The sequence below is a fragment of the Flavobacterium sp. Flavsp81 genome, from assembly GCF_059491325.1.
This window is the reverse complement of record NZ_CP168505.1, coordinates 3,391,799-3,418,564: the sequence shown is the minus strand read 5'-3', so window position 1 is coordinate 3,418,564 and position 26,766 is coordinate 3,391,799. Positions and strand designations below refer to the sequence as shown.

At 35.0% G+C, this 26,766-nt stretch carries 23 protein-coding genes; 17 read left to right on the top strand and 6 right to left on the bottom strand.

The genetic code is table 11. The features are described 5' to 3' along the window. The 4 genes from ACEN92_RS14295 (at window position 1) to ACEN92_RS14280 (ending at window position 3,394) form a co-directional block, all read left to right on the top strand. Window positions 1–549, top strand: coding sequence for a CopD family protein (locus ACEN92_RS14295; RefSeq protein ID WP_495639026.1), 549 nt, complete (start codon window positions 1–3; stop codon window positions 547–549). Between the two features lie 134 nt (window positions 550–683). Next, complete coding sequence (locus tag ACEN92_RS14290) at window positions 684–2,099, top strand: ATP-binding protein (protein WP_495642349.1); 1,416 nt, start codon at window positions 684–686, stop codon at window positions 2,097–2,099. A gap of 11 nt (window positions 2,100–2,110) precedes the next feature. Next, window positions 2,111–2,893 carry an enoyl-CoA hydratase/isomerase family protein gene (locus tag ACEN92_RS14285; protein WP_495639025.1) on the top strand — a complete coding sequence of 261 codons (783 nt, stop codon included), beginning with the start codon at window positions 2,111–2,113 and terminating at the stop codon, window positions 2,891–2,893. Between the two features lie 102 nt (window positions 2,894–2,995). After that, complete coding sequence (locus ACEN92_RS14280; RefSeq protein ID WP_495639024.1) at window positions 2,996–3,394, top strand: hypothetical protein; 399 nt, start codon at window positions 2,996–2,998, stop codon at window positions 3,392–3,394. Here the strand turns inward: ACEN92_RS14280 and ACEN92_RS14275 are convergent. From ACEN92_RS14275 to ACEN92_RS14260, 4 genes are all read right to left on the bottom strand, one after another. After that, entirely contained in the window at window positions 3,391–3,771 is a 381-nt protein-coding gene (locus tag ACEN92_RS14275) for a hypothetical protein (RefSeq protein WP_495639023.1), read from the bottom strand. The two genes, ACEN92_RS14280 and ACEN92_RS14275, sit on opposite strands and share 4 nt — an antisense overlap. Before the next feature lie 19 nt (window positions 3,772–3,790). Then, the gene (locus ACEN92_RS14270) at window positions 3,791–4,444 is read right to left on the bottom strand and encodes a metal-dependent transcriptional regulator (protein ID WP_495639022.1); all 654 of its coding nucleotides are present in this window, start codon (window positions 4,442–4,444) and stop codon (window positions 3,791–3,793) included. A 72-nt stretch (window positions 4,445–4,516) separates the two neighbouring features. Beyond that, window positions 4,517–6,388 carry an Nramp family divalent metal transporter gene (locus ACEN92_RS14265; RefSeq protein WP_495639021.1) on the bottom strand — a complete coding sequence of 624 codons (1,872 nt, stop codon included), beginning with the start codon at window positions 6,386–6,388 and terminating at the stop codon, window positions 4,517–4,519. 67 nt (window positions 6,389–6,455) lie between these two features. Further along, window positions 6,456–6,848 carry a Fur family transcriptional regulator gene (locus ACEN92_RS14260; protein WP_495639020.1) on the bottom strand — a complete coding sequence of 131 codons (393 nt, stop codon included), beginning with the start codon at window positions 6,846–6,848 and terminating at the stop codon, window positions 6,456–6,458. 95 nt (window positions 6,849–6,943) lie between these two features. On the opposite strand from ACEN92_RS14260, the gene ACEN92_RS14255 reads away from it, so the two are divergent. The 7 genes from ACEN92_RS14255 (at window position 6,944) to trhO (ending at window position 14,595) form a co-directional block, all read left to right on the top strand. After that, on the top strand, window positions 6,944–7,288 hold the full coding sequence (locus ACEN92_RS14255) for a MerC family mercury resistance protein (RefSeq protein WP_495639019.1): 345 nt from the start codon (window positions 6,944–6,946) through the stop codon (window positions 7,286–7,288). A 4-nt stretch (window positions 7,289–7,292) separates the two neighbouring features. Continuing rightward, window positions 7,293–8,204, top strand: a complete 912-nt coding sequence (locus ACEN92_RS14250) for an NAD(P)/FAD-dependent oxidoreductase (RefSeq protein ID WP_495639018.1) — start codon at window positions 7,293–7,295, stop codon at window positions 8,202–8,204. Between the two features lie 111 nt (window positions 8,205–8,315). Then, a complete protein-coding gene (locus ACEN92_RS14245; protein ID WP_495639017.1) occupies window positions 8,316–10,565 on the top strand; it encodes a TonB-dependent receptor in 2,250 nt (749 codons plus the stop codon). Between the two features lie 170 nt (window positions 10,566–10,735). Continuing rightward, entirely contained in the window at window positions 10,736–11,200 is a 465-nt protein-coding gene (locus ACEN92_RS14240) for a thioredoxin family protein (RefSeq protein WP_495639016.1), read from the top strand. An 18-nt stretch (window positions 11,201–11,218) separates the two neighbouring features. After that, complete coding sequence (locus tag ACEN92_RS14235) at window positions 11,219–12,400, top strand: lycopene cyclase family protein (RefSeq protein ID WP_495639015.1); 1,182 nt, start codon at window positions 11,219–11,221, stop codon at window positions 12,398–12,400. Window positions 12,401–12,602: 202 nt separating this feature from the next. After that, complete coding sequence (locus tag ACEN92_RS14230) at window positions 12,603–13,013, top strand: BrxA/BrxB family bacilliredoxin (protein ID WP_495639014.1); 411 nt, start codon at window positions 12,603–12,605, stop codon at window positions 13,011–13,013. 193 nt (window positions 13,014–13,206) lie between these two features. Beyond that, window positions 13,207–14,595: an oxygen-dependent tRNA uridine(34) hydroxylase TrhO gene (trhO, locus tag ACEN92_RS14225; RefSeq protein WP_495639013.1), complete on the top strand. Its 1,389-nt coding sequence runs from the start codon at window positions 13,207–13,209 to the stop codon at window positions 14,593–14,595. A gap of 78 nt (window positions 14,596–14,673) precedes the next feature. Here the strand turns inward: trhO and ACEN92_RS14220 are convergent, their stop codons facing one another. Continuing rightward, a complete protein-coding gene (locus ACEN92_RS14220) occupies window positions 14,674–16,020 on the bottom strand; it encodes an ankyrin repeat domain-containing protein (RefSeq protein WP_495639012.1) in 1,347 nt (448 codons plus the stop codon). 29 nt (window positions 16,021–16,049) lie between these two features. Then, window positions 16,050–17,231, bottom strand: a complete 1,182-nt coding sequence (locus ACEN92_RS14215; RefSeq protein ID WP_495639011.1) for an ankyrin repeat domain-containing protein — start codon at window positions 17,229–17,231, stop codon at window positions 16,050–16,052. A gap of 327 nt (window positions 17,232–17,558) precedes the next feature. Between ACEN92_RS14215 and ACEN92_RS14210 the strand changes: the two genes are divergently transcribed. The 6 genes from ACEN92_RS14210 (at window position 17,559) to ACEN92_RS14185 (ending at window position 26,683) form a co-directional block, all read left to right on the top strand. Further along, window positions 17,559–18,896: a PSP1 domain-containing protein gene (locus ACEN92_RS14210; RefSeq protein ID WP_495639010.1), complete on the top strand. Its 1,338-nt coding sequence runs from the start codon at window positions 17,559–17,561 to the stop codon at window positions 18,894–18,896. After that, a complete protein-coding gene (locus ACEN92_RS14205) occupies window positions 18,880–19,359 on the top strand; it encodes a gliding motility lipoprotein GldH (protein ID WP_007810912.1) in 480 nt (159 codons plus the stop codon). Before ACEN92_RS14210 ends, ACEN92_RS14205 begins: the two co-directional genes overlap by 17 nt. 9 nt (window positions 19,360–19,368) lie before the next feature. Beyond that, window positions 19,369–21,675: a penicillin-binding protein 1A gene (locus tag ACEN92_RS14200; RefSeq protein ID WP_495639009.1), complete on the top strand. Its 2,307-nt coding sequence runs from the start codon at window positions 19,369–19,371 to the stop codon at window positions 21,673–21,675. A gap of 413 nt (window positions 21,676–22,088) precedes the next feature. Beyond that, window positions 22,089–22,790 carry a CoA transferase subunit A gene (locus ACEN92_RS14195; RefSeq protein ID WP_495639008.1) on the top strand — a complete coding sequence of 234 codons (702 nt, stop codon included), beginning with the start codon at window positions 22,089–22,091 and terminating at the stop codon, window positions 22,788–22,790. Between the two features lie 110 nt (window positions 22,791–22,900). After that, window positions 22,901–23,560 carry a CoA transferase subunit B gene (locus ACEN92_RS14190; RefSeq protein ID WP_495639007.1) on the top strand — a complete coding sequence of 220 codons (660 nt, stop codon included), beginning with the start codon at window positions 22,901–22,903 and terminating at the stop codon, window positions 23,558–23,560. Between the two features lie 345 nt (window positions 23,561–23,905). Continuing rightward, window positions 23,906–26,683 carry a M4 family metallopeptidase gene (locus tag ACEN92_RS14185; protein WP_495639006.1) on the top strand — a complete coding sequence of 926 codons (2,778 nt, stop codon included), beginning with the start codon at window positions 23,906–23,908 and terminating at the stop codon, window positions 26,681–26,683. Window positions 26,684–26,766: the final 83 nt, after the last annotated feature.

The window sequence follows — 26,766 nt, the reverse complement described above, 5'->3', positions numbered from 1 at the left end:
ATGGAATATTATAACTACTTAAAATCACTTCATCTTATCTTTGTAATCACTTGGTTTGCAGGATTATTTTATATTGTGCGTTTGTTTGTATATCAAATTGAAGCTAATGAAAAACCATCTCCTGAAAAAGAAATTTTACAAGCGCAATACAAAATAATGACGTACCGTTTGTGGTACATTATTACTTGGCCATCAGCAGTTTTGGCCAGTATTTTTGCTTTTTGGATGCTGTTTTTTACCGATTTAGGGAACGCATGGCTCAAAATGCCCTGGATGCATGTGAAATTATGTTTTGTTTTCCTTTTGTATTTATATCACGGAAAATGCCATCAGATTTTTAAGCAATTGCAAAATGATGAGGTAAAATACTCGAACAATTTTATGCGTTTATGGAATGAAGGTGCAACAATTATATTATTCGCGGTTGTTTTTTTAGTAGTTTTAAAAAACGCCATCAACTGGATTTACGGGGTAATCGGAATTATGTTATTCTCGGTTTTAATAATGTTGGGCTTTAGATTTTATAAAAGAATAAGAGAAAAAAAGTAATTAGTAAAAAGTGATTAGTTATTAGCTTTTTTTAAGCTTTTACCAATCACTAATTACTATTCACTAATCACTATAACATGCTTAACAACTTCAAAATGTCGATGCTTTCATTGCGTACCAGGATTTTCCTGTCGATGATTGTATTGATTGTTGTTGCCTCTTTTTTATTGGCTTCCATTTCGATTATTCAATTTAAAAATGAAGCAAAAGAATACCATCAGGAAAGATTAGAACGTAAAGAAAATGCCGTAAAAGAACACATAAATTATGTTTTGGCCACTACAACATATCCGCTGAAAACGGGAAATTTAGATTTAATTTTTAAAGATAAAATCCACGAATTAGCCCAGATTCATAAAATCGAAATCAATATCTACAGCCTTGACGGAAAATTGCTTAAATCCTCAAAAGAATCTTTTGCTGTTGATAAAGCACCGCCTCCAATTCCGGAATATATACTGAAATTGGTTCGGTCATCTATCGAAAAACGTTTTGTGGATATTAAAACGATCGATGGTGTCAAAAACAGATCTTCTTATAGTTTGATTAAAGATGAAAAATTCAAGCCGCTTGGTATTTTAAACCTTCCGTATTTAGAAGATGACGGTTATTATGATAATGAATTGAATACGTTCTTAATTCGGTTGAGTCAAGTGTACTCGTTTATGCTGATTGTGGCTTTTGCATTGGCTTATTTCTTGTCAACTTATATTACTAAATCGTTAAAAACCATTTCAGACAGGCTGGAAGAAACTAATTTAGACCAAAAAAACGAAAAAATCGTTCTGGAAGCCAACAGTAAAGAAGTCAATTTCCTGATTAAAGCTTATAACGGAATGGTTGATAAACTGGAAACCAGTGCTGTAAAATTAGCCCAAAGTGAGCGGGAAGAAGCGTGGCGTGAAATGGCTAAGCAGGTAGCACACGAAATTAAAAATCCGCTTACGCCGATGCGTTTGACGGTGCAGAGTTTTCAACGAAAGTTTGATCCCACAGTTCCGGATGTTAAACAGAAACTTAACGATTATTCAGAAACTTTAATTCAGCAAATTGATACAATGACGGCAGTTGCTTCGGCATTTTCGAATTTTGCATCGATGCCGGCACAGCAAAACGAAACCTTAAACGTGGTTGAAGTAGTTGAACTCGCCCTGGATATCTTTAATGAAGATTATATTGTTTTTGAAAGCCAGGAAGAAGAAATTATTTCCAAAATGGATCGTACACAATTGATTCGTGTCATTACCAATCTGGTAAAAAACGCTACGCAGGCGATTCCGGAAAATCAAAATGAAAAATCGATTTTGGTTACCGTAAAACGCAGGAACAACAACGTAGAAATAGCCGTAAAAGACAATGGAGTCGGGATTCAGAAACAAGATACAGGACGAATTTTCGAGCCAAAGTTCACAACCAAAACCAGCGGAATGGGTCTTGGTCTCGGAATTATAAAAAACATCATCGAAAATTATAAAGGAACAATTACCTTTGAGTCAACTTACGGGAAAGGAACTACATTCAGAGTTTCTTTACCTATCACAAACTCTTAAAAACAAGCGTCATGAACTACGAAAATCTTTTAATTTCTATTGAAGAAAATATCGCAACCGTAACGATTAATCGCCCGACAAAACTAAATGCACTAAATAAAGCTACTATTAGTGATTTGAGTAAAGCCATTAAATTATTAGGTAAAAATGAGGATGTTCGTGTTATTATTCTAACAGGAAGTGGTGAAAAAGCATTTGTGGCCGGAGCCGATATTTCAGAATTTGCAAATTATACCATAATAGAAGGAGCACAACTAGCCGCTGAAGGACAGGAATCGTTATTCGATTTTATCGAAAATTTAAAGAAACCGGTAATCGCAGCCATTAATGGTTTTGCTTTGGGTGGCGGATTAGAATTAGCGATGGCGTGTCATTTCAGAGTAGCATCAGATAATGCAAAAATGGGATTACCGGAAGTAAGTTTAGGATTAATTCCGGGTTATGGAGGAACACAGCGTTTGCCACAATTAGTGGGAAAAGGCCGTGCTATGGAATTGATTATGACTGCAGGAATGCTAACTGCTGACGAAGCTAAACAATATGGATTGGTAAATCATGTTGTTTCTCAGGCCGAACTTCCGGAGTTTACAAAAGGAATCGCTAATAAAATCATTAAAAATGCACCTTTTGCGATTAGCAAAGCAATAAAAGCAATAAATGCAAACTTTACAGATGGCAAAAATGGTTTTGATACTGAAATAAAATCATTCGGGAAATGTTTTGGAACTCAGGATTTTAAAGAAGGAACAACTGCATTTTTAGAAAAAAGAAAAGCTGAATTTACAGGAAAGTAAAGCTATTCCACAAAGTTATACCAAGATTTTACAGAGACACTCAATGAATTTTATACCAAGCTTTGTGTAACTTTGCGGTAAAAATCATCCAATACAATTATTATGTACGAACCTATATTTGCTCTTTTTTGCGAACGTGTGAAGAAAAGCATTCAAAGTGGCACTTTTGCCAAACTAACCTTAGCAAAAACGATTGGCGATACTGAGATCAAAAACATCTATTTCAGGTTGGTTTTGAATGAAGATGATACGTACTCGATCTCGTTGACTACTCGTTATAAAACCGAAGAAATCGAAAGTATTCACACTTTAGATGAAGCTTTGCTGGTGTTGGGAACTTACATTAAAAATCCGTTTTTGACGGCTTTGTTATTTACCACAGATAATGATGTAACTTTCAAAGTCAACAAAAAAAATGCGGGAAGTATTATCGAACAGCCGCCAACTTTTAAAAATGCTTCGCCGGTCATGCTGGAAATGATAGAGAAGGGGATTGTTTAGGCCTTAATTAAATCTTGAATAAAAAAAGTGTCAATTATAAAAGGAAGAGTTATAGTTCCTGTAAAAATAATTATGGTTGGAATTATGTCAATTTTATATTTTGGTGCTTTAGAAAATTCAGGCTCTCTTAAGAAAATAGGATAATAAATATTTCGGATAATTTTATAAAGAAATAAGAAGATCAGGGAGGTTTGAGAGCCAAAGTAACCCAATTTTTGTATTGAAGAATTTTTGTTATATAAGAAGAATGTTCCCAATAATAGTAAAACAATTGCAAAAGCGAAAAATTTAAGCAGAACTTTGGGTTTGCATAATTGATCTATAATAAAAACAAGTGGAATCTGAAAAATGATATAAATTAATAAATCGAAACTCATACATAGTCAGGTTTAATTATTACAAAAGTTTCACAAACAAATTAGAAGCAATTTTATTAGAAATAGACAATTCTTTACTGTCAACCTTTATTTTTACTGACAAATCGAAAGATTCTTTAGACAAAAACTCAATTTTAGAACCTAATGCAATTTCCTGCTTGTCCAGATATTTCAGGAAATCCGAAGAAGTATCTTTTACACCCACACAAATTCCAATTTGGTGTTCCGTTAATTCAGAAAGCAACTGTTTCTCGATTTTAACGATTCGTCCGTTAGCATCCGGAATCGGATCACCGTGTGGATCTTCAGTCGGATTTCCAAGAAAATCATCCAGACGGTTAATCAATTGCTCTGATTTGATGTGTTCTAACTGTTCGGCAATATCGTGAACTTCATCCCAGCTGAAATTTAGTTTTTCAACTAAAAAAACTTCCCATAAACGATGTTTTCTAACAATCATTTTAGCAGCTGACTTCCCATTTTCAGTCAAAGAAACACCCTGATACTTTTTGTAATTCACTAAATCTTTTTCTGCCAGTTTTTTAAGCATATCAGTAACTGATGAAGCTTTTGTTTCCATCATTTCAGCAATTCCATTAGTGCTAACTTCTGTATCGTTAGAAGAAGTAAGGTGATATATGGCTTTAAGGTAATTTTCTTCTGAGAAAGTCATTTTTTTATTTTTTGAGGTTCAAAGTTGCAAAGGGTCATAGTTTTTAACCTTTGTCACTCTGATACTTTGTGCCTATTTTTTAACAATCAGCAAAGGTATCGAAATTTTATGTCTCAACTTATCTACTGTTGTACCAAAAAGAATGTCTTTTAAACCAGTATGTCCGTGGGTTCCCATTACTAAAATATCAAATTTCCCCTGATTGATAATATTAGGAATCACATTGTTAGGTTTTCCAAAGCCAAGTTCGGTTTTGATTATAAATCCTTTTGCAGAAAGAATTTCTTTGTATTCCAATAATAATTTTTCGTCAACAGACGTTTCATGGTCGTCAACATTGCCTCCATACATGAGTGCGCCAACTGTTTCGACAACGTGTATTAAAGTGTATTGCGCACTGATTCCACCCAAATCAAAAGCGTTGTTCAATGCAGCTTCATCAGCATTCGAAAAATCAACAGAAATGGCTATATTTTGCTTATTGTAGCTTTCTTTTGGTGTGAAATGTAATTTTAAATGATGTGGTGAATGATTTTCAATTCTGGATTTTGCCCTTATGATAAAAGGTTTAAAAACGATATACAGTAATAAAGCCAGGAAACCAAAAGCCAACGGAACAACAGTAAACCAGAGAATTATTGGGTGATTAGAGCTTTCAAGCCAGGAATTTATCTCATCAAAAACCAATTTCGCATTGAGTGAGACTATAATGGCAGCAATAATCCAGGCAGCAACCTGAGTGGTTTTGGAAATATGGAAGCCTTTCATTTTAGATTTATCACTTACAAAATGAATTAGCGGTATAATCGCAAAACCTAATTGTAAACTTAAAATCACCTGACTTAAAATCAATAATTTTCCGGTTACACTTTCTCCATAAATTAAAATAACGATAACGGCCGGAACAATCGCAATCAAACGGGTTATGATGCGTCGTACCCAAGGCTGAATCCGTAAATTTAAATATCCTTCCATTACAATTTGTCCTGCCAAAGTCCCCGTTACAGTTGAGCTTTGTCCTGCAGCAATTAAGGCGACGGCAAATAGAATAGGTGCCCATTTTGTGCCCAGTAAAGGCTCTAAAAATTGATGTGCATCCTGAATTTCTGCCACTTCAAACATTCCGTTTTTGTAAAATGTGGCTGCAGCCAAAATTAAAATAGCGGCGTTTACAAAAAAGGCCAGGTTTAAGGCAATAGTAGAATCGATAAAATTGTACTTCAGCGCCTGCTTAATTCCGGCAGGTGTTCTGTCAAATTTACGGGTTTGCACTAAAGAGGAATGTAAATACAAATTGTGTGGCATAACCGTTGCCCCAATAATTCCGATAGCAATGTATAAAGCTGCTGAATTTGGAAGTGACGGAATTAATCCATAAATAACTTTATCCAGCTCCGGTTCAGCAAAAATCATTTCAAAAATGAATGAAAACCCAATAATTGCAACTAATACAATTATGAAAGCTTCCATTTTCCGTATGCCTTTATTAATTAAAAACAGTAATAAAAAAGTGTCCAGAACAGTTATTAGAACTCCTTCGATAAGAGGAATGTCAAATAATAAGTTGATTCCGATTGCCATTCCCAATACCTCGGCAAGGTCACAGGCTGCTATGGCAATTTCGGCTAAGAAATATAAAATATAGTTGATGAATTTTGAGTAGGTTTCCCGGGAAGCCTGAGCTAAATCGCGTTGTGTTACAATTCCAAGACGGGCACTTAAACTTTGAAGCAGCAATGCCATTAAGTTACTCATCAACAAAACCCAGAGCAAAGAATACCCAAATTGACTACCACCTGCAATATCTGTAGCCCAGTTTCCAGGATCCATATATCCCACGCTTACTAAATAAGCAGGACCTAAAAAAGCCAATATTTTCCTGAATCCTGTTTTTTTATGTGCGGTTGCAACCGATTGGTTTACTTCTTCTAATGATTTGCCCATTTTAATTAAATTGATTTACCAAATATAAATAAAAATCATATTCGCGCAACAATATTTTTAGACTTGTCTAAAATGTATTTGGATTTGAACAATTTGGACACAGGCCGGATAAAGTAAAATTAATGTCATTGACTTTATAATTGTGTGGAATAATATAACTTGGTTTTACACTTTCGAGGCATGTTATTTCATGGCAGTTCTCACAACTGAAATGTGCATGATTATGAATCTGAACAGGATGAGCATGATGGCATTTTGCATACTTTACTGTTCCGTCAAGATCTACTATTTTATGAATAACGTCGTCATTTACCAGACGATCCAGTATTCTGTAAATAGTAACCCGATCACATAAGTCATTTGTTAATTTATGAATTTCCGAATGTGAAAGCGCTTTTTTAGATTCCTTAAGTATCTCTGTAATGGCCGTCTTTGCTGTGGTGTTTCTTGTTGTTTTCATTTTTTTGTTAATTAAAAAATATTAACGCAACATTGTTGCTATTAAAATAATTTTGTATTTTCGCAACAAAATTGCATTAAGCAAATATACAAGAAATGAAAAAAACCGCTACATCTTTTTATGATATTTTAGGAATTTCAAGTGCGACTGTTTGTTTAGTCCATTGTTTGATATTTCCGTTGCTTACAATTCTGCCTTTTGGGTTAAGTCACAATCCGTCTGTTGATTTATTTTTTGCGACAATAGGTCTTTTTGCAATCTTTAAAATTATAAAAAAATCAAATCTTTTAGTTTCGGCTATTCTTATTATTTCAATAATCTTAATTTGGATCAGTGTTTTGGCAGATCTTTTTTTTGAGATTCATCTTAATCTGATTTTTATTGGAGGTATCGGAATGATTATTGGCCATTTTTTGAATTACAAATCACATAAAAAGTAAACTTATGATACAGCAGAAACATTTTGAAGTTATAATTGTGGGAGGAGGTTATAGTGGGCTTTCTGCTGCAATGAGCCTGGGCCGGTCTTTGCGACAAGTTTTAGTTATTGACAATGGTTTGCCCTGCAACAGACAAACACCTCGTTCTCATAATTTTATCACGCATGATGGAGAGAAGCCGGTAATTATTTCGGCTTTGGCTAAAGCACAAGTTGATTTTTATGATACAGTTCAATTTTATAACGGACTTGCCATCAACGCTGTCAAAACTGTAAATGGATTTGAGATTAAAACGGAGTCAGGAGATGTTTTTACAGCCAGGAAAATACTCTTCGCAACCGGTGTAAAAGATTTGATGCCAAACATTCATGGATTCGCTGAATGTTGGGGAATTTCTGTTCTGCATTGTCCGTATTGTCATGGTTATGAAGTAAAAGCGGAGAAAACTGCCGTTATTGCCAATGGTGATATGGGTTTCGAATATGTAAAAATGATTTCTAATTGGACTAAAGATTTAAAACTTCTAACCAATGGAAAGTCAACTTTGAGTTCAGAGCAAACAGAAAGGCTCATAAAGCATCAAATTGAAATTATTGAAGATGAAATTGATTCGTTCATCCATGAAAATGGAAATGTTAAGGAGATTATTTTCAAAAGTCAATCCAATATTTCGGTTAAAGCTATTTATTCGAAGTTGCCTTTCATACAACATTGTCCGTTACCGGAATTCTTAGGCTGTGAATTGACAGAACAAGGTTTGTTGAAAGTAGATATGATGCAGAAAACAAATATCCCCGGAATTTATGCCAGCGGTGATAGTACTATTCAGGCAAGATCTGTGCCAATGGCTGTTTCTTCCGGATCTTTTGCAGGTGTTTCTATTAATAAAGAGCTGATAGACGAGGATTTTATTTAAGCTTTTTTCTTTTATTTCTACATTTTTGTTGCAAAACATTTCATTTTTAATCCTAGAAATATTGTTTGTCAAATTTATTTTTTAGTTTTGTCTAAATTTAATTTTATAATAATGAAATATTTATTTTTGATAATGCTTTTGTTTTCTGCGAGAGGTGTTTATTCGCAAACTATTTTTGGAAAGATAAACAGGGATAATGATGCGCAGTTGATTAAAATCACATTGTTAAATACAACATTTAAAACAGAAGCAGATAGTACAGGCAATTACAAACTGGAGAATATTCCTCAGGGAAACTATAAAATTCAGGTGACCTCGACTGGTTTTAAACCTATAACCCAAAGAATTTCGGTTACAGAAAATCAAAACCTGAATCTTGATTTTGAATTAAAAGATAATGAAAACGAACTTAATGAAGTTGTTGTTTCAGGAACTTTAAAAGCAGTTAAACGATTAGAAAGTGCTGTCCCGGTTGAGGTGTATTCGCCGGTTTTCTTCAAAAAGAATCCAACACCTAGTATTTATGAAGCGCTTCAAAATATAAATGGAGTCCGGCCACAGCTGAATTGTGGTGTCTGCAATACGGGCGATATTCATATTAATGGTCTCGAAGGACCTTATACTTTGGTTTTGATTGATGGAATGCCAATTGTGAGCAGTCTTTCGACAGTTTACGGGTTATCCGGAATTCCGAATTCTCTTGTCGAACGAATTGAAATCGTAAAAGGCCCGGCATCTTCTCTGTATGGAAGTGAAGCGGTTGGAGGTCTAATTAATATTATTACCAAAAATCCATCAACAGCACCGGTTTTTTCTGCAGATTATTTCACAACTACTTATTTTGAAAGTAATCTCGATTTGGGGATGAAGTTTAATGCCGGAAAAAAAACCACTTCGCTTTTAGGTATTAATTACTTCAATTATGATCAGGTAATAGATAAAGACCACGATAATTTTACCGATGTGACACTTTCTGAAAGGATTTCGGTTTTTAATAAATGGAATTTTTCAAGAAATAATAATCGTTTGTTTACTATCGCAGCACGCGGAATGTATGAAGATCGCTGGGGTGGAGATATACGTTGGGAGAAAAAATATCGTGGAGGTGACGAAATTTATGGTGAAAGTATTTATACCAAAAGAGGAGAATTAATAGGGAGCTACCAATTGCCTTTTGAAGAAAAATTGATGCTTTCATTCTCAGGGAATGTGCATTATCAGGACAGTCGATACGGGACAACATCTTTTATCGCCAATCAGAAAATTGGTTTTTTGCAATTGACCTGGGATAAAAAATTAGGACAAAACGATTTACTGGCCGGAATTGCCAGCCGATATACTTACTACGATGACAATACAACTGCAACCAAAGAAGCAGAAAGTACCTGGCTTCCGGGAGTTTTTGTTCAGGACGAAATTACATTTTCTCCAAAAAGCCAGGTTTTGCTGGGAATGCGTTACGATTATAACTCGATTCACGGATCGATTTTTACACCACGATTTGCTTACAGATGGAAAGCGAATGATAATACTATTTTCAGATTAAATGCCGGAACCGGTTTTCGGGTTGTAAATCTTTTTACCGAAGATCATGCGGCACTAACGGGTTCCAGAGATGTTGTGCTTAAAAATGATTTAAAACCCGAAAAATCAGTAAATGTGAATTTGAATTATATTCAGAAGATAAATTTTGGAAATGGTACTTTTATGGGAATAGAAACAACGGCTTTTTATACCCGTTTCAGTAATAAAATTATTTCTGATTATGAAACAGATCCAAATAAAATCATTTACGATAATATTGATGGATACGCTTTAAGCCAGGGAATCAGTACGAATATTGATCTTAATTTTCCATCAGGATTAAAGTTCATTGTTGGTGCGACAGTTTTAGATAATAAAAATGTAGAAAATGGAGTTTCTCAAACCCCTTTTTTAACCGAAAATTTCACGGCAACCTGGAGCGTTTCGTATAAGTTGGAATCACTGAATTTAGTACTGGATTATACCGGGAATGTTTACAGCCCAATGAAACTGCCCTTGTTGAGTGATTGGGATCCAAGAAGCCCGAAATCGCCTTGGTACAGTATTCAGAATATTCAGTTTACGTATACCGGATGGAAGAATTTTGAAGTTTACGGAGGTGTCAAAAATCTTCTGAATTTCACGCCAAAGCAAAATAATCCGTTTTTGATTTCCAGAACAAATGACCCTTTTGATAAAAATGTGCAGTACGATTCGGCTGGAAAAGTAATGGTGACGCCTGAGAATCCGTATGGATTAACTTTTGATACGACTTATGTTTATGGACAAAACCAGACGATTCGCGGGTTTTTCGGATTACGATATACTTTGAAATAAAAAGTGATAACATAGATGACATAGGTTTTATTGCCTTTTTACATCTTTTGATAAACATTTGTCAGGCTGAGCGAAGTCGAAGCCCCGCTCCAATTACAAGCCTTCGACTTCGCTCAGGTGAAAAATGGTAGATGTCACTTTAATCATTACAATCTGCAAAAAAGAAAAAGATGAAAAAATTATTTATATTGATTTTCTTTCTGGGAATAACTTCAACTGGATTCTGTCAGCTTCAAAACAGAAAATTTGAAGCAATTGATAGTTTGCAGCAAATTCAAAAGCGAAAAATAATTGTTTTTATTCATACTGATTGGTGTCAGTTTTGTCAAAGAATGAAAAGTACGACTTTTAAAAATCAGGAAATTATTCAAAAACTGAATTCAGATTTTTACTCTATTGATTTAAATGCGGAGGAAAAACGAGATATTTTGTTTAATAATCAGGTTTTTAAATATCAACCAACCGGGAATAATGTAGGTGTTCACGAATTGGCTTTACAACTCGGAACCATGAATAATCAAATCGTTTATCCGGTTTTATGTGTTTTGAATGAAAAAAATGAAATCATTCTGCAATACAATAACTATCTAAACACAACCGATTTTAAACTGCTTTTAGAAAAACTAAAAGAATAAAATTCCGTATTTTTGAGGATGGATTCTTCAGAAATCAAACACTTCGACTATATTTTTACCGGAACGGGTTTGTCGGCTTTGATGACCGTTTACAAAATGGTTCTGTCCGGAAAATTCACAGATAAATCGATTTTATTATTAGATGAAAATTCAAAGCAAACTAATGACAGAACATGGTGTTTTTGGTCTGAAAATGAAACGATTTGGAATTTGGTCATTTCAAAAAAATGGGACTCTGCTTTATTTGCCAATGAAAACTTTAAGCGTGATTTCGATTTAAAGCCTTATCAATATAACCAAATTAGAGGATTGGATTTTTATAGTTTTGTTTTTGAAGTAGTTTCTAAACATTCAAACATTACTTTTTTAAAGGAGAAAGTAACCGATATCAACGAACTCGAAACCCATGTTTTTGTCGGTACCGAAGAAAACAGATATACCTGTAATTATTTATTCAATAGTATTTATACCAGGGCTTTTGCTTTAAACCAAACTAAATATCCGATTTTGCAACAACACTTTGTAGGTTGGTTTGTAAAAAGTAAAACTGAAATTTTCAATCCGGAACAGGCAACTTTTATGGATTTTTCGATAGAACAAAGGGGAAACACACGTTTTATGTATGTGTTGCCAACTTCAAAAACGGAAGCTTTAGTAGAGTATACTTTGTTTTCGGAACATCTTCTTTCGAAAGAGGAATATGAAAACGAAATTCAAATCTATTTAAGAAACCTGGGAGCTGATCAATATGAAATCGTTGAGAAAGAGCAGGGAAGTATCCCAATGACATCCTTTCCTTTTTGGAAAAAGAATACCAAAAGAGTTCTGAATATAGGAACTGCCGGCGGATGGACAAAAGCTAGTACAGGTTATACGTTTAAAAATTCAGATAAAAAATCAACTGCATTAGTCGAATTTCTTCATCCTTCAACTCCGCTCAGACAGACATCAGAATCACTTAATATGAAATCTTTTCATAAAAGAAACAGATTCTGGTTTTACGATTTATTGCTTCTGGATATTCTCTATCGCCATAACGAATTAGGGAGCCGTATTTTTTCTTCCTTATTCAAAAGAGGAAATCCGAAATTAATTTTTAAGTTTCTGGATGAAGAAACGAGTTTAATTGAAGATTTTCACGTGATTTTGAAATGTCCTAAAACACCATTCATAAAAGCTTTGTTTCGGGTAATATTTTAGGTAAAAAGTTTTGTTTCACGCAGATTTGGCAGATTAAGCAGATTTCCATTAGTGTCAATAAAGAATCTGCCAAATCTGCGTGCCAAACCATTTAAAGCAGCTTATCAATCGAACTATAACAAAACTTTATACTTCAAATTAAGTAGTTGCGAGTAAACTTTGTAACTTTGCAGTTCAAAAGTAAAATTTAAAAATAAAAAATATGTATCCAGAAGAAATGGTAAAACCAATGCAGGCTGAATTGACATCTGCAGGTTTTCAAGATTTACATAGTGCTGAGGCTGTTGATAATGCTATTAATGCTGAAGGTACCACTTTGGTTGTTGTAAACTCTGTGTGTGGTTGTGCTGCAAGAAATGCGCGTCCGGGAGCAAAAATGAGCCTAGGAGGAGCTAAAAAACCAGATCATTTAATCACTGTTTTTGCAGGTGTTGACAAAGAAGCTGTTGATGCTGCTAGACAACATATGTTTCCTTTTCCTCCGTCATCGCCATCTATGGCCTTGTTCAAAAACGGAGAATTGGTTCACATGTTAGAGCGTCACCACATCGAAGGTCGTCCGGCTGAACTGATTGCTGAGAATTTGCAAGATGCTTTTAACGAATTCTGCTAATCTAAGGCTCAAAGGTTTAAAGGTACAGAGGTACAAAGATTTTAGAAAGCACTATTAATTTAGTGCTTTTTTGTTTTTTTACTAAAATCCACCTTTAAAACCTTTGAGCCTGACAACCTTTGTAACTCAGAACCTTTTTTCATAACTTTGCACCTTCAAAAAAATAATTTCTAAACTTAAAACTGTTTATAGCATGCAACTGTACAACACTTTGAGCGCAGAAGAAAGAGCCATCATGATCGATGATGCCGGTAAACAACGACTCACGTTGTCTTTCTATGCGTATGCCAAAATTCAAGATCCCAAAAAATTTCGTGATGATTTATTTTTAGTCTGGAACAAGCTTGATGCTTTAGGCCGAATCTATGTTGCCCACGAAGGAATAAATGCTCAAATGAGTATTCCCGAAGAAAATTTGGAAGCTTTCAGAGCAACTCTTGAGGTTTACGATTTCATGAAAGGCATCCGATTGAATGAAGCGGTAGAACATGATGACCATTCGTTTTTAAAACTGACCATTAAAGTTCGTGATAAAATTGTTGCCGACGGTTTAAACGACGAAACTTTTGATGTAACCAATATAGGTGTTCACCTGAAAGCCAAAGAATTCAATGAAATTCTGGATGACCCGAATACGATTGTAGTCGATTTTAGAAATCACTACGAAAGTGAAGTAGGTCATTTTAAAGGAGCCATCACTCCGGATGTTGAAACTTTTAGAGAAAGTTTACCAATTATCAACGAACAGCTTCAAAATCACAAAGAAGATAAAAATCTTGTCATGTATTGCACTGGAGGAATTCGTTGCGAGAAAGCAAGTGCTTATTTTAAACATCAGGGATTTAAAAACGTTTTCCAATTAGAAGGCGGAATCATCAATTACGCCAAACAGCTTAAAGAAGAGGGTTTACAAAGCAAGTTCATTGGAAAAAACTTCGTATTTGATAATCGTCTTGGTGAAAGAATCACCGAAGATATTATCTCACAATGCCACCAATGTGGAAAACCTTGCGACAATCACACCAATTGTGAAAATGACGGATGCCATTTGTTATTCATTCAATGTGATGAATGTAAATCTGCAATGCAAAATTGCTGTTCAGCAGAATGTCTTGAAGTTGTAAACATGCCTTTGGCAGATCAGGTACGATTAAGAGCCGGAAAACAAGTTGGAAATAAAGTATTCAGAAAAGGAAAATCGGAGAATTTAAAATTCAAACATTCGGGAGAACAAACAGATACAGCTTTGGCTTTAACAGAAACCCGAGGCGGAGCTGAGCTGAGCGGAGCTAAACCAGCCGATATTCGCAAGAAAGTAAAAGTTAAAAAAATATTGCTTGGTAAAGCAGAACATTATTACGTAAAAGCACAAGTGGGACAATTTACTGTAGAAAACCAAGAATTAAACATTGGTGATACAATCTTAATTTCCGGATCCACAACCGGAAATCAGGAATTGGTTTTAGAAAAAATGATTGTTGACGGAGCCGAAATTACAACAGCAAAAATTGGTGATAAAGTTACTTTTGAAGTTCCATTCAGAATCAGATTATCAGATAAAATATACAAGATTTTAGAATAGTTCATCATGATATTAATAAAACCCTATTTGTGTTGTGTCACAGAATAGGGTTATTTTTTTAATAGTTAGTTATACAGCTTAATTTTTCAGAATTTTAGATTTCTCAGCGTCAAATTCTTCCGAAGTTAGAATGCCGGCATCCAAAAGTTCTTTAAGATCCAATAAAGCTTTTTTCTTTTCTTCCATAGAATTATACGAATTAGCTTTTGGAGTTTCATCTTTTTGAATAGGATTTACAACAATACCAGATGGAGCAAATTTTAAAATCAGTTCGGTTATTTCATTAAAGCCTTTTACATTCGAATAATCAATTGCTTTTTGTTCTTTCACATTTACGATTGTGGCGTCAGCCTTATTATTTTCAAGTAAATATTTTACAACGTCTTTTTTGCCGCTTGCCGCACTGTAATGTAAAGGCGTATTTCCTGATTCGTCCTGAATATTGATATTTGCTCCGGCTTCAATTAGAAGTTTTACCATACTCAGGTTGCCTTTTTTGGTAGCAACATGCAGTAGGCTTTCACCACCGTAATTGTAACTTGTGTTTAATGTAAAACTCGAATCGGATGCTATATTGACTGCGCTCATGACCCAATCCAAATAATCATTCATTGACGAAGTATCTCCAGCTACAGGTTTGCTAAAATTAACATCGACACCGTTTTCTAAAAACAGAGTCACAATTTCTTTTTGATTGTTGGCACAAGCATACCAAACAGGAGAATAACCGGTATTGTTTGATATGAAGACATCTGCACCCCGTTCAACTAAAAGTTTGGCAAGCATTCTGTTAGTTTCGTAGCAGGCAATTAAAAGCGCATTTTCGCAGGTATGATTTACGTGATTAATATTGGCACCATTGTCCAGCAGCAAAGTTACCATTGGAATTGATTTTGTATAACATGCGTAAATGAGAGGGGTATTTCCCTGTTTGTCAGTGGTATTAATATTGGCGCCTTTATCTAAAAGCAACTGAATAATTTCTCTGTTTAATTTTGCGGATGCTAATAAAAGAGGCGTTTCTCCATTGTTGTTTAAAAGATCAGCATCGATGCCGGATTCCAATAATTTCGCTGCAATTTCAACTTGGCCCGTTTGAACGGTTAAATGCAAAAGACTGTTTCCGTTCTTATCGTTTATTTCGATTTTGGCACCGTTTTCTAAAAGATACAATGCAGTTTGTTTCTGTTTTTGCAAACAGGCAAAAAATAAAGGAGTTTCTCCCTGATGATCTTCATAATTGATATCGGCACCATCTTCAAATAAAATTTTTACAATATCCAGATATCCTCTATGAGCAGCATAATGTAATGCAGTCCTTCCTTTTTCATCTGTATATTTTACATCAACTTCTTTATTTTTAAGAAGTAATTCGGCTATTTTTCTGTTACCGTTTTCACAGGCAATTATAAATGACATTGACATATATCGTAGTTTTTTATATAAATTTCTTATTAAGGTTTCATTAAAAGTTCAACTGTTTTGATCTTGAGGTTATCCCCGGAAGCAAGCATTAATACCGTTTCATCTTTATCGTTTGTAATGTGCTTATCGGCACCGTTTTCAAGCAGTAATTTTACTTTTCTATAAGTTTCCTTTGCAGCTTCGGCATCATAATTTACGTTGTAAGCACACACTTTATGCAACAATGTATTACCTTCATTATCCTGTTCATTTATTTCAATTGATCCCGTATGTAAAACAGATTTTAGAATTTCTGATTTTTTCTCTGCAATATAATCTATACCTGACTTTGGTTTTCCGTAATGTTGAGCACAATGATTAAGATCGGCCCCGTCAGATAATAATCTTTCCAGAAATTTTATATCGCTTTCAGAATCAGACATCATCCTAATAAACTCAGTCAATAAAGTTCTTTCGTTTTTGTTTATAATATTAAAATTAGGAGAAGTTGCCGCAGCCAGAATTTCATACATTTTAAAAGAACGCTGTTCTGCAACTGCATAATAAAAAGCATTGTTTTCCTGGTTATCAGTTTCATTTGCATCTGCTCCGTTTTCAAGCAATAAGGCGCTATATTCTGTCTTGTTTGCCTTTACAGATGAAATTAGCGGTGTTTTTCCGGCAATATTTTTTTCATTAATATCAACACCATTTTCCAGCAATAAAGAAATGTATTCCTTGCCTTTTTCTTTGTCAGCTATAGTATTGCTCGTGAAGCAGTAAATGAAATTTTCTCCGGCATTGTTTTTATATTGAACATTACAGCCAAAATCTTCAATCAGGCACTTAATGATTAATATAGGAGCACCTTTCTCCATGCAATACCCCAATAAAGTCTGATCATTAATTTCATCATTAATGTTATCCATCTTTGACATTATTTCTTTAAAAAAAGAAACAGATTCTTCGTCGTTTTTCAGGCTTCGAACCACAGAACTGAAAATTGATTTGTCAAAATTGTCCAGTTCATAAATATCGGTTTCGATAAAACCGGCTTTTATTAATGCATTTATTAAATCAATTGCTTTTGCGTCAAAAATCCGGGCTGTTATTTGGGAAAAATTATTTTTTAGATATTGTTCAGAAAAAGGCTCTCCTCTGTTGAGGCATTCTCTGGCGGCATCCAAATTTCCCTGAAAAATATACTGTTCGATTTTATTTTGTGTTTGCATATGTGAAAAATATAAAGCTTGATATAATCTTTGATTATGAATTTATGTTTATTAAGATAATACATAAATCTATTGTGTAATTTAAAAAACAGCCTAAAAATAAACCTTTAATTTAGAAAATAATTTGAAATGCGCATTTTTAAAAGAGATTGCTTAAAACTTTAATTTCTGACCCTAAAGAGTTGTTTTCCTTCTTGCAGAAGAGTTTTTTTTATTTAACAAGGCTTTAGTTTTAATCGATAAAAAGCAAACTAAAAAAAATACTATCTTTACCGTTCAAACGTTTATGAACTTAAGTTGCACTTTTGCAACACTACATATATAATTATGGCATGTACAAGTTGTTCAACCTCAGATGGCGGCGCACCAAAGGGTTGTAAAAATAATGGGACTTGCGGCACCGACAGCTGCAATAAATTGACGGTTTTTGACTGGCTGGCAAACATGAGCCCGTCTAATGGAGAGGCTATTTTTGACTGTGTTGAGGTTCGTTTTAAAAATGGACGCAAAGAATTTTTTAGAAACACAGAAAAATTAACATTAAGTATTGGTGATATTGTAGCAACTGTTGCATCACCGGGACATGATATTGGGATTGTTACTTTGACAGGCGAATTGGTAAAAATTCAAATGAAGAAAAAAGGAGTCAATCACGAAAGTAATGAAATACCAAAAATTTACCGAAAAGCATCTCAAAAAGATATCGACATTTGGTCAGTAGCACGTGATCGCGAAGAACCGATGAAAGTTCGTGCTCGTGAATTAGCGATTCAGCATAAACTTGAAATGAAAATATCTGATATTGAATTTCAGGGAGACGGATCAAAAGCTACGTTTTATTACACCGCAAACGACAGGGTCGATTTTAGGCTTTTGATTAAAGATTTTGCTAAAGAATTCAGTACCAGAGTCGAAATGAAACAAGTTGGTTTCCGTCAGGAAGCAGCACGTTTGGGCGGAATTGGTTCTTGCGGAAGAGAGCTTTGCTGTTCAACCTGGCTGACAGATTTTAGAAGTGTAAATACTTCAGCGGCACGTTACCAGCAGCTTTCATTAAATCCTCAAAAATTAGCCGGACAATGTGGAAAATTAAAATGTTGTCTGAACTATGAGCTTGATACTTACATGGATGCATTAAAAGATTTTCCGGATTACGATACTAAATTAGTGACCGAAAAAGGAGATGCAATCTGTCAGAAGCAAGATATTTTTAAAGGATTAATGTGGTTTGCTTACACTAATAATTTTGCAAACTGGCATGTTTTAAAAATTGATCAGGTTAAAGAAATTATTGCTGAGAATAAACAAAAAAACAAGGTTTCTTCACTTGAAGATTTTGCAATTGAAGTAATATTAGAACCTGAGAAAGACTTTAATAACGCAATGGGCCAGGAAAGCTTAACGCGTTTCGATCAGCCAAAAAAGAAGAAAAAGCCAAATCGAAAACGCAAACCAAATGCTGAAAATGAAGTTGTGGGTACTCCAAACAAACCACAACAGGCAAATAACAATAATAAACCAGCTGGTGGCAATCAAACCAAACCAAACAAACCAAATAATAATAATAAACCCAATCATTCGAACAAGTCAAATAAACCGAATGATACAAAACCAGCTGAACCCAGAAAACCTATAATTATTACTAAAAATGAGAATAAAAAATAGCGGGATTCTTATTTTGGCAGCTATACTTCTTTTTTCATGTGATAAAAAAAGAGTATTTGATGAGTATAAATCTGTTGGAAGTGCCTGGCACAAAGACAGCATCGTAACTTTTGACCTGCCGGTTTTAGACTCCACAAAACGATACAATTTATTTGTTAATTTGAGAGATAATAACAATTATCCTTTTAAAAATTTATTTTTAATTGTAGCCATCGAAACACCAAATGGATTTACAAAGGTAGATACACTTGAGTATGAAATGGCAAATGCTGACGGAACTCTTTTAGGAAATGGCTTTTCGGATATTAAAGAAAGTAAACTTTATTTTAAAGAAGGAGTTAAATTTAGAGGAAAGTACAAAGTACATATCAAACAAGCTGTCAGAGAATCAGGTAAAATTCCCGGAGTTCAGGAATTAGAAGGTATTACAGATGTAGGTTTTAGAATAGAACAAAAAGATTAGAAAATAGTTATGGCTGCTAAAAAAAACAATCAAACAAATACAGTAAAAGATATTAAATACTATCAAAAAAAATTCTGGAGAATTTTTGCCTATGGCCTGATAGGTATCTTAGCATTCTTTTTATTCGCTTCGTGGGGGCTTTTCGGATCAATGCCGTCTTTTGAAGATTTAGAAAATCCGGATTCTAATTTGGCTACCGAAATTATTTCTTCTGACGGGGTTGTTATTGGTAAATATTTCAAAACCAACAGATCACAGCTTAAGTATTCAGATCTGCCAAAAAGTTTGGTAGAAGCTTTGGTTGCAACAGAAGATGCTCGTTTTTATGACCATTCCGGAATTGACGGACGTGGAACCTTAAGAGCTATTTTTACTTTAGGAACCAATGGTGGAGCCAGTACATTAACACAACAATTAGCAAAACAGTTATTTCACGGAGAGGGTTCTAAATTCCTTCCGTTCAGAATTGTACAAAAAATAAAGGAATGGATTATTGCCATTCGTCTGGAAAGACAATATACCAAAAATGAAATTTTGGCAATGTATTGCAACGTATATGACTTCGGAAATTATTCTGTTGGAGTAAGTTCTGCAGCCCAAACGTATTTTTCTAAAGATCCAAAAGATTTAACGATGGACGAATCGGCGATATTAGTCGGAATGTTCAAAAACTCAGGACTATACAATCCGGTTAGAAACCCGGAAGGAGTAAAAAACCGCCGTAACGTGGTTCTTTCTCAAATGGAAAAAGCAAAAATGATTACTGAGAGTGAAAAAGAAAAATTACAGGCTTTACCAATTGCTTTAAAATTCAAATTAGAAAGCCACCGTGAAGGAACCGCTACTTATTTTAGGGAATATCTTCGTGATTACATGAAGAAATGGGTCGCTGAAAATAAAAAACCGGACGGTTCTGATTATGATATTTACAAAGATGGTTTGAAAATTTATACAACCATTGATTCCAGAATGCAGCAATATGCTGAAGAGGCAGTTTCTGCTCACATGAAAAATCTTCAGCAGCAGTTTTTTATTGAAATGAAAACCAATAAAAATGCACCTTTCGTAAATATTACCAAAGCTGAAACTGATCGTATCATGATGCAGGCCATGAAGAATTCTACACGTTGGGCGATTATGAAAGATATGGATAAAAGTGAGGATGATATCATAAACTCATTCAAAGTAAAGACGAAAATGCGCATATTTACCTGGAAAGGCGAACGTGATACAACAATGACCCCATTAGATTCTATTCGTTACTACAAACACTTTCTGCAATCCGGTTTAATGGCTATGGAGCCTCAGACAGGAAATATCAAAGCGTGGGTTGGAGGTATCAATTATAAATATTTCCAATATGATCACGTTGGACAAGGAGCAAGACAAGTAGGATCTACTTTCAAACCATTTGTTTACGCAACTGCCATCGAGCAATTGAATATGTCACCTTGCGATTCAATTCTTGATGGACCATTTATGATTCACAAAGGACGTCATCATGTAACTGAAGATTGGGAGCCAAGAAACTCAGACAACAGATACCGCGGAATGGTAACTTTAAAACAAGGTTTAGCAAATTCTATCAATACAGTTTCAGCTAAATTAATTGACAGAACAGGTCCTGAAGCTGTTGTAGAGTTAACTAAGAAATTGGGAGTTAAAACAGAAATCCCTGTACAGCCTTCAATTGCATTGGGAGCTGTTGATATTACAGTTGAGGATATGGTTGCAGCTTACAGTACATTTGCAAACCAGGGAGTTTATGTAAAACCACAGTTTTTAAGCCGCATCGAGAATAAAAGCGGAGAGGTTATTTATGAACCAATTCCGGAATCACATGACGTTTTAAATAAAGATATTGCCTTTGCTGTAATTAAATTACTTCAGGGTGTTACTGAAACCGGTTCAGGTGCGCGCTTACGTACACAAGGAGGAGGAAGCGGTGATAACCGTTGGACAGGATATCCTTATATGTTTACAAATCCAATTGCGGGTAAAACCGGAACAACACAAAACCAGTCTGACGGATGGTTTATGGGAATGGTTCCTAACCTGGTAACGGGTGTTTGGGTTGGTTGTGAAGACCGTTCAGCACGTTTCAAAAGCCTGACTTACGGACAGGGAGCTACAGCTGCATTGCCGGTTTGGGCTTATTTCATGAAATTATGTTATGCGGATAAGGATCTTCAGGTTTCAAAATCTGAATTTGAACGTCCTGCAAATCTTTCGATTAAAGTAGATTGCTATACCAGACCGGCAGTTGTAAAAGATACTACACAGACAGAACAAAATACAGACGAATTTGAACTCTAGTCTGATTTTGTTTTTCATAAAAAATCCTTTTGTAACTTCTGAATCCGTAGAAGGCAAAAGGATTTTTTTTGTGATGTATGGATCAGATATTCTTCTGTGACTCCTTTCAAGATGATTAAGCTAAATCTAAATCTGCATGGAAAAGAATATATCGCGCAAAGTCGCAGAGCCGCAAAATTAGGTTCCTTTGCGACTTTGTGCGAACTAAAAAATATGCCAAATCTGCGAGAAATTCTTTTTATGTATAGTGAGATTAGTGCAATTAACTATGTTTTTTTATGTGTTTAAATGAGTTTGTTAGGAGCTAGTTAGTAATTGACATATTCTTTTTGTTTTATTTTTACGAAATCGTTATAATTTCATCTAAAAATCTTATTTTTATCAAAAGTATACGGTAATAAAGACCATTTGTTATGATAACCAAAAAAGTAAATAGCGTTCAGGATGCCATTGATGGAATCGAAAGCGGAATGACCATCATGTTTGGAGGTTTTGGGCTATGCGGAATCCCTGAAAATACGATTGCAGCCTTAGTAAATACACAAATTTCAGATTTAACCTGTATCTCAAACAATGCCGGTGTTGATGATTTCGGTTTGGGGCTGCTTCTTCAAAAAAAACAAATCAAAAAAATGATCTCGTCTTATGTTGGAGAAAATGCTGAGTTCGAACGTCAGATGCTTTCAGGAGAATTAGATGTAGAACTGACACCTCAAGGCACTTTGGCAGAACGTTGTCGGGCTGCACAAGCCGGAATTCCTGCTTTTTTTACACCGGCAGGTTACGGTACTGAAGTTGCAGAAGGAAAAGAAGTTCGTGAGTTTAATGGTAAGATGCATATCATGGAGCAAGCTTTCAAAGCCGACTTCGCAGTTGTAAAAGCCTGGAAAGGTGATGAAGCAGGGAATCTTATCTTCAAAGGAACAGCCCGAAACTTTAATGCCTGCATGGCCGGGGCCGGAAAAATTACCATTGCAGAAGTGGAAGAATTAGTCCCGGTTGGAACTTTAGATCCCAATCAGATTCACATACCCGGAATTATGGTGCAGCGCATTTTCCAGGGAGAGAAATTTGAAAAAAGAATTGAACAACGAACTGTAAGGCAAAGGAATTAGATAATTAGATAATTTGTCAATTAGATAATTAATGTTGATTGCGTGAAACAGGGCATTATCTAATTATCAAATTTTCTAATTGGCACATCAATAAATTGACACATTATATTATGGCACTTAGTAAAGAAGATATTGCAAAGCGAATTGCTAAAGAAGTAAAAGACCGGTATTTTGTTAATCTCGGAATCGGAATCCCGACTTTGGTTGCAAATTATGTTCGGGATGATATTTCGGTTGAATTTCAAAGTGAAAACGGTGTTTTGGGGATGGGTCCTTTTCCTTATGCAGGAGAAGAAGATGCTGATATCATTAATGCAGGAAAACAAACTATTACAACACTTCCCGGAGCGAGCTTTTTTGATTCAGCTTTTAGTTTTGGAATGATTCGCAGTCAGAAAGTCGATTTAACTATTTTAGGAGCTATGGAAGTTTCAGAAAATGGAGATATTGCCAACTGGAAAATTCCGGGCAAGATGGTAAAAGGAATGGGTGGCGCTATGGATTTGGTAGCTTCCGCTGAAAATATCATTGTAGCGATGATGCATGTAAATAAAGCAGGAGAATCAAAAATACTTAAAAAATGTACTTTGCCGTTAACTGGCGTTGGATGTGTTAAAAAGGTAGTAACCGAACTGGCTGTTCTGGAAGTAACTTCAAAGGGTTTTAAGCTCTTAGAAAGAGCGCCAGGAGTTTCTGTTGAACATATTATAGCTTCAACCGAAGCGGATTTAATTATTGAAGGAGAAATCCCGGAAATGGATATTAGATAATTTCTTTTTTGATTGAAACCTATCAAAGCCGGCTTAATGCTGGCTTTTTTTGTAGAATAAATTTTAGAAATGGCCATTTTATTTTCAAAAGCAGCTCATTAAAGTCTGTTCATCAACGTTTTGTGATTCAATATTATATTGATTTTCATATATATTTTTGTAAAATCTATACAAATTGTTAAATAAAAATGTCTTTAAGGCAAAAAGTGTTGCATTTCATCGATTAAAAGCAAATTTCATCGATTAAATAACAAAATTAAGATACTTTTGCTATAAATTAAAGTATTTACTTACATTAAATATTTTTATTTTTAATCCATTATCAATTTTAAAACCCCTTTTATTATGGAAAAAAAATTACCAAAAATTGTCACTACGACAGTTGTTATGCTCACATTTTCTTTAACTGCATTTTCGCAGATAACAGACAAACGCGTAAGTCAGAAAAATTTATCTGAAAACGGACTTCCAAGTTTAATCACTTTTAGTGCTCAGTCAACCTACAAAGGTTCTGATTTTAATGCTGTCTTTAAAGAGCAACTAGGCTTAAAAGACAATCAGTCTTTTGCGAAAATTAAAACAGAGTCTGACCGTGAAGGTTTTACTCATGAAAAATTCCAGTTATACGAACAAGGAATTAAAGTAGAATTCGCAAACTATACGTTACATTCAAAAAATGGTAAACTTGCCTCAATGAATGGTGAATTTTACAATATCAAAAGTGCTGCAACAACTCCTAAACTTTCGGCGCAGGAAGCTTTTAACAAAGCCGTCACCCATACAGGCGCTAAGAAATATCTTTGGGATTCTCCTGAAGATGCTAAGGCAATGGGTTATCAGAAGCCTAAAGGAGAGCTGGTTTTTTTGCCTGATATGGAAGCTCAGGGAACAGAAAGAACTTCAGATAAAGTTAATTTAGCATATAAATTTGATATTTATGCGACAAATCCATTAAGTCGTGGTGATTTATATATAGATGCCATAACCGGAAAAGTATTGTTTTATAATGCAACCATAAAGCATCTTGGCGAGTATAGTCATGGAAACTCAAAATCTGTAAATGCGACATCTGAAAAAGAGAATTCGAATTTGAAAATGGCGATAGTTGCGGCAAATGCAGCAACTCGTTACAGTGGAACTCAAACTATTCAGACGACACTAAGCGGATCTTCGTATATTTTGCTTGACGGAACTCGTGGAAATGGAATTCAGACTTACAATTCTGCCAGAACAGCAACATATCCAACAACAAATTTTACAGATGCTGATAATAACTGGACTGCTGCTGAATATAATAATACGAATAAAGACAATGGGGCACTCGATGCACATTGGGGAGCCGAAATGACATATGATTATTGGTCGGCTGTACATGGCAGAAACAGTTATGATAATGCCGGTGCCAAAATTAAAAGTTATGTACATTATAATTTAATTGCAGCCGGATATTCAAGCAATAATAATGCTTTCTGGAACGGGAGCGTGATGACTTACGGCGACGGAAGTGGAACAGGAGGATTTGATATCCTGACGGCAATGGATGTTGCCGGACATGAAATAGGTCATGCTGTGTGTACTTATACAGCAGACTTGGCATATCAAAAAGAATCAGGAGCGATGAATGAAGCTTTTTCTGATATTTGGGGAGCCTGTATCGAATATCGTGCAGCACCTACAAAATCTACCTGGTTAATTGGTGAAGACATAGAAAGAAGATCAGGTCATTTAGCTTTACGTTCTATGAGTGATCCAAACTCTGAGGGTCAGCCTGACACTTATGGCGGAACCAATTGGGTAAACGTAAGCTGTACGCCAACAAGCAGTAATGATTATTGCGGGGTTCATACAAATTCAGGGGTATTAAATCACTGGTTTTATATTCTTTCTATAGGTAAATCAGGCACAAATGATCTTGGAAATGCCTATAACGTTACTGGAATAACAATTGATAAAGCGGCAAAAATTGCTTACCGTTTAGAAAGTGTTTATTTAACGTCCAATTCAACTTATGCAAATGCGAGAACTTCTGGAATACAGTCAGCTATTGACTTATACGGTGCGGGGTCTGCAGAAGTTATTGCTACAACAAATGCATTTTATGCAGTAGGAGTTGGAGCAGCTTATACAGGATCTACAGATACAACAGCACCAACAGCACCAACAGCACTTGCGGCTTCAGGTACAACAAGTACAACAACCAATTTATCATGGACAGCTGCAACAGATAATGTAGCAGTAACAGGATATGATATTTACCAGGGAACAACTTTAAAAGGTTCGTCTACCACTACAACTTATGCTGTTACAGGATTAACTGCTTCAACAGCGTATAGTTTTACTGTAAAAGCCAAAGATGCTGCAGGAAATGTATCGGCAGCAAGCAGTGCCGTTAGTGTTACCACTCTTGCAGCTACTATTACTTATTGCACATCATCAGGAAGCAGTGCCGCAGACGAAAGAATTGGTAAAGTTGTTTTAGGAACTATTAACAATACCTCAACAGCTACAACAGGTTATGAAAACTATACCGCTGTTTCTACAAATGCAGCGAGAGGAACTGCTTACACCATTACTATAACACCATCCTGGACATCAACAGTTTACAACGAAGGATATGCAGTATTTATTGATTATAACCAAGATGGTGATTTTGCCGATTCAGGTGAAACTGTTTGGACAAAAACGGCATCAAAAACTACTCCGGTAACAGGAACAATTACAATTCCGACTACTGCAACCCTTGGAACTACAAGAGTGAGAGTTTCAATGAAATACAATGGAGTTCCAACTTCTTGTGAAGCTTTCTCTTATGGACAGGTAGAAGATTATTCAATAAACATTACCGCTGCAGGAACTGTAGTTGTTAATGAATTGGTTGCTAATGCAGATAAAGCAAGTCCTGAAATAACTTTATATCCAAATCCAGTTGAAAATGAATTGAATATTTCATCATTCGAGCAAAAGGGCTCTAGTTTTAAAATTACAAATGCATTAGGTCAGCAGGTTAGTTCAGGTCAATTATCTGAAAGTCCAATTGATGTAAGCAAATTAAATACTGGAATTTATATTATTGAATTGAATAGCGGACAAAAAAGAGTTGCTAAAAAATTCATAAAGAAATAATTTCACTTTTTAATATAGGATAAAAAAACCGCCTTATTGGGCGGTTTTTCATTTAAAAATATTTCGGACAATAGCATAAAGCT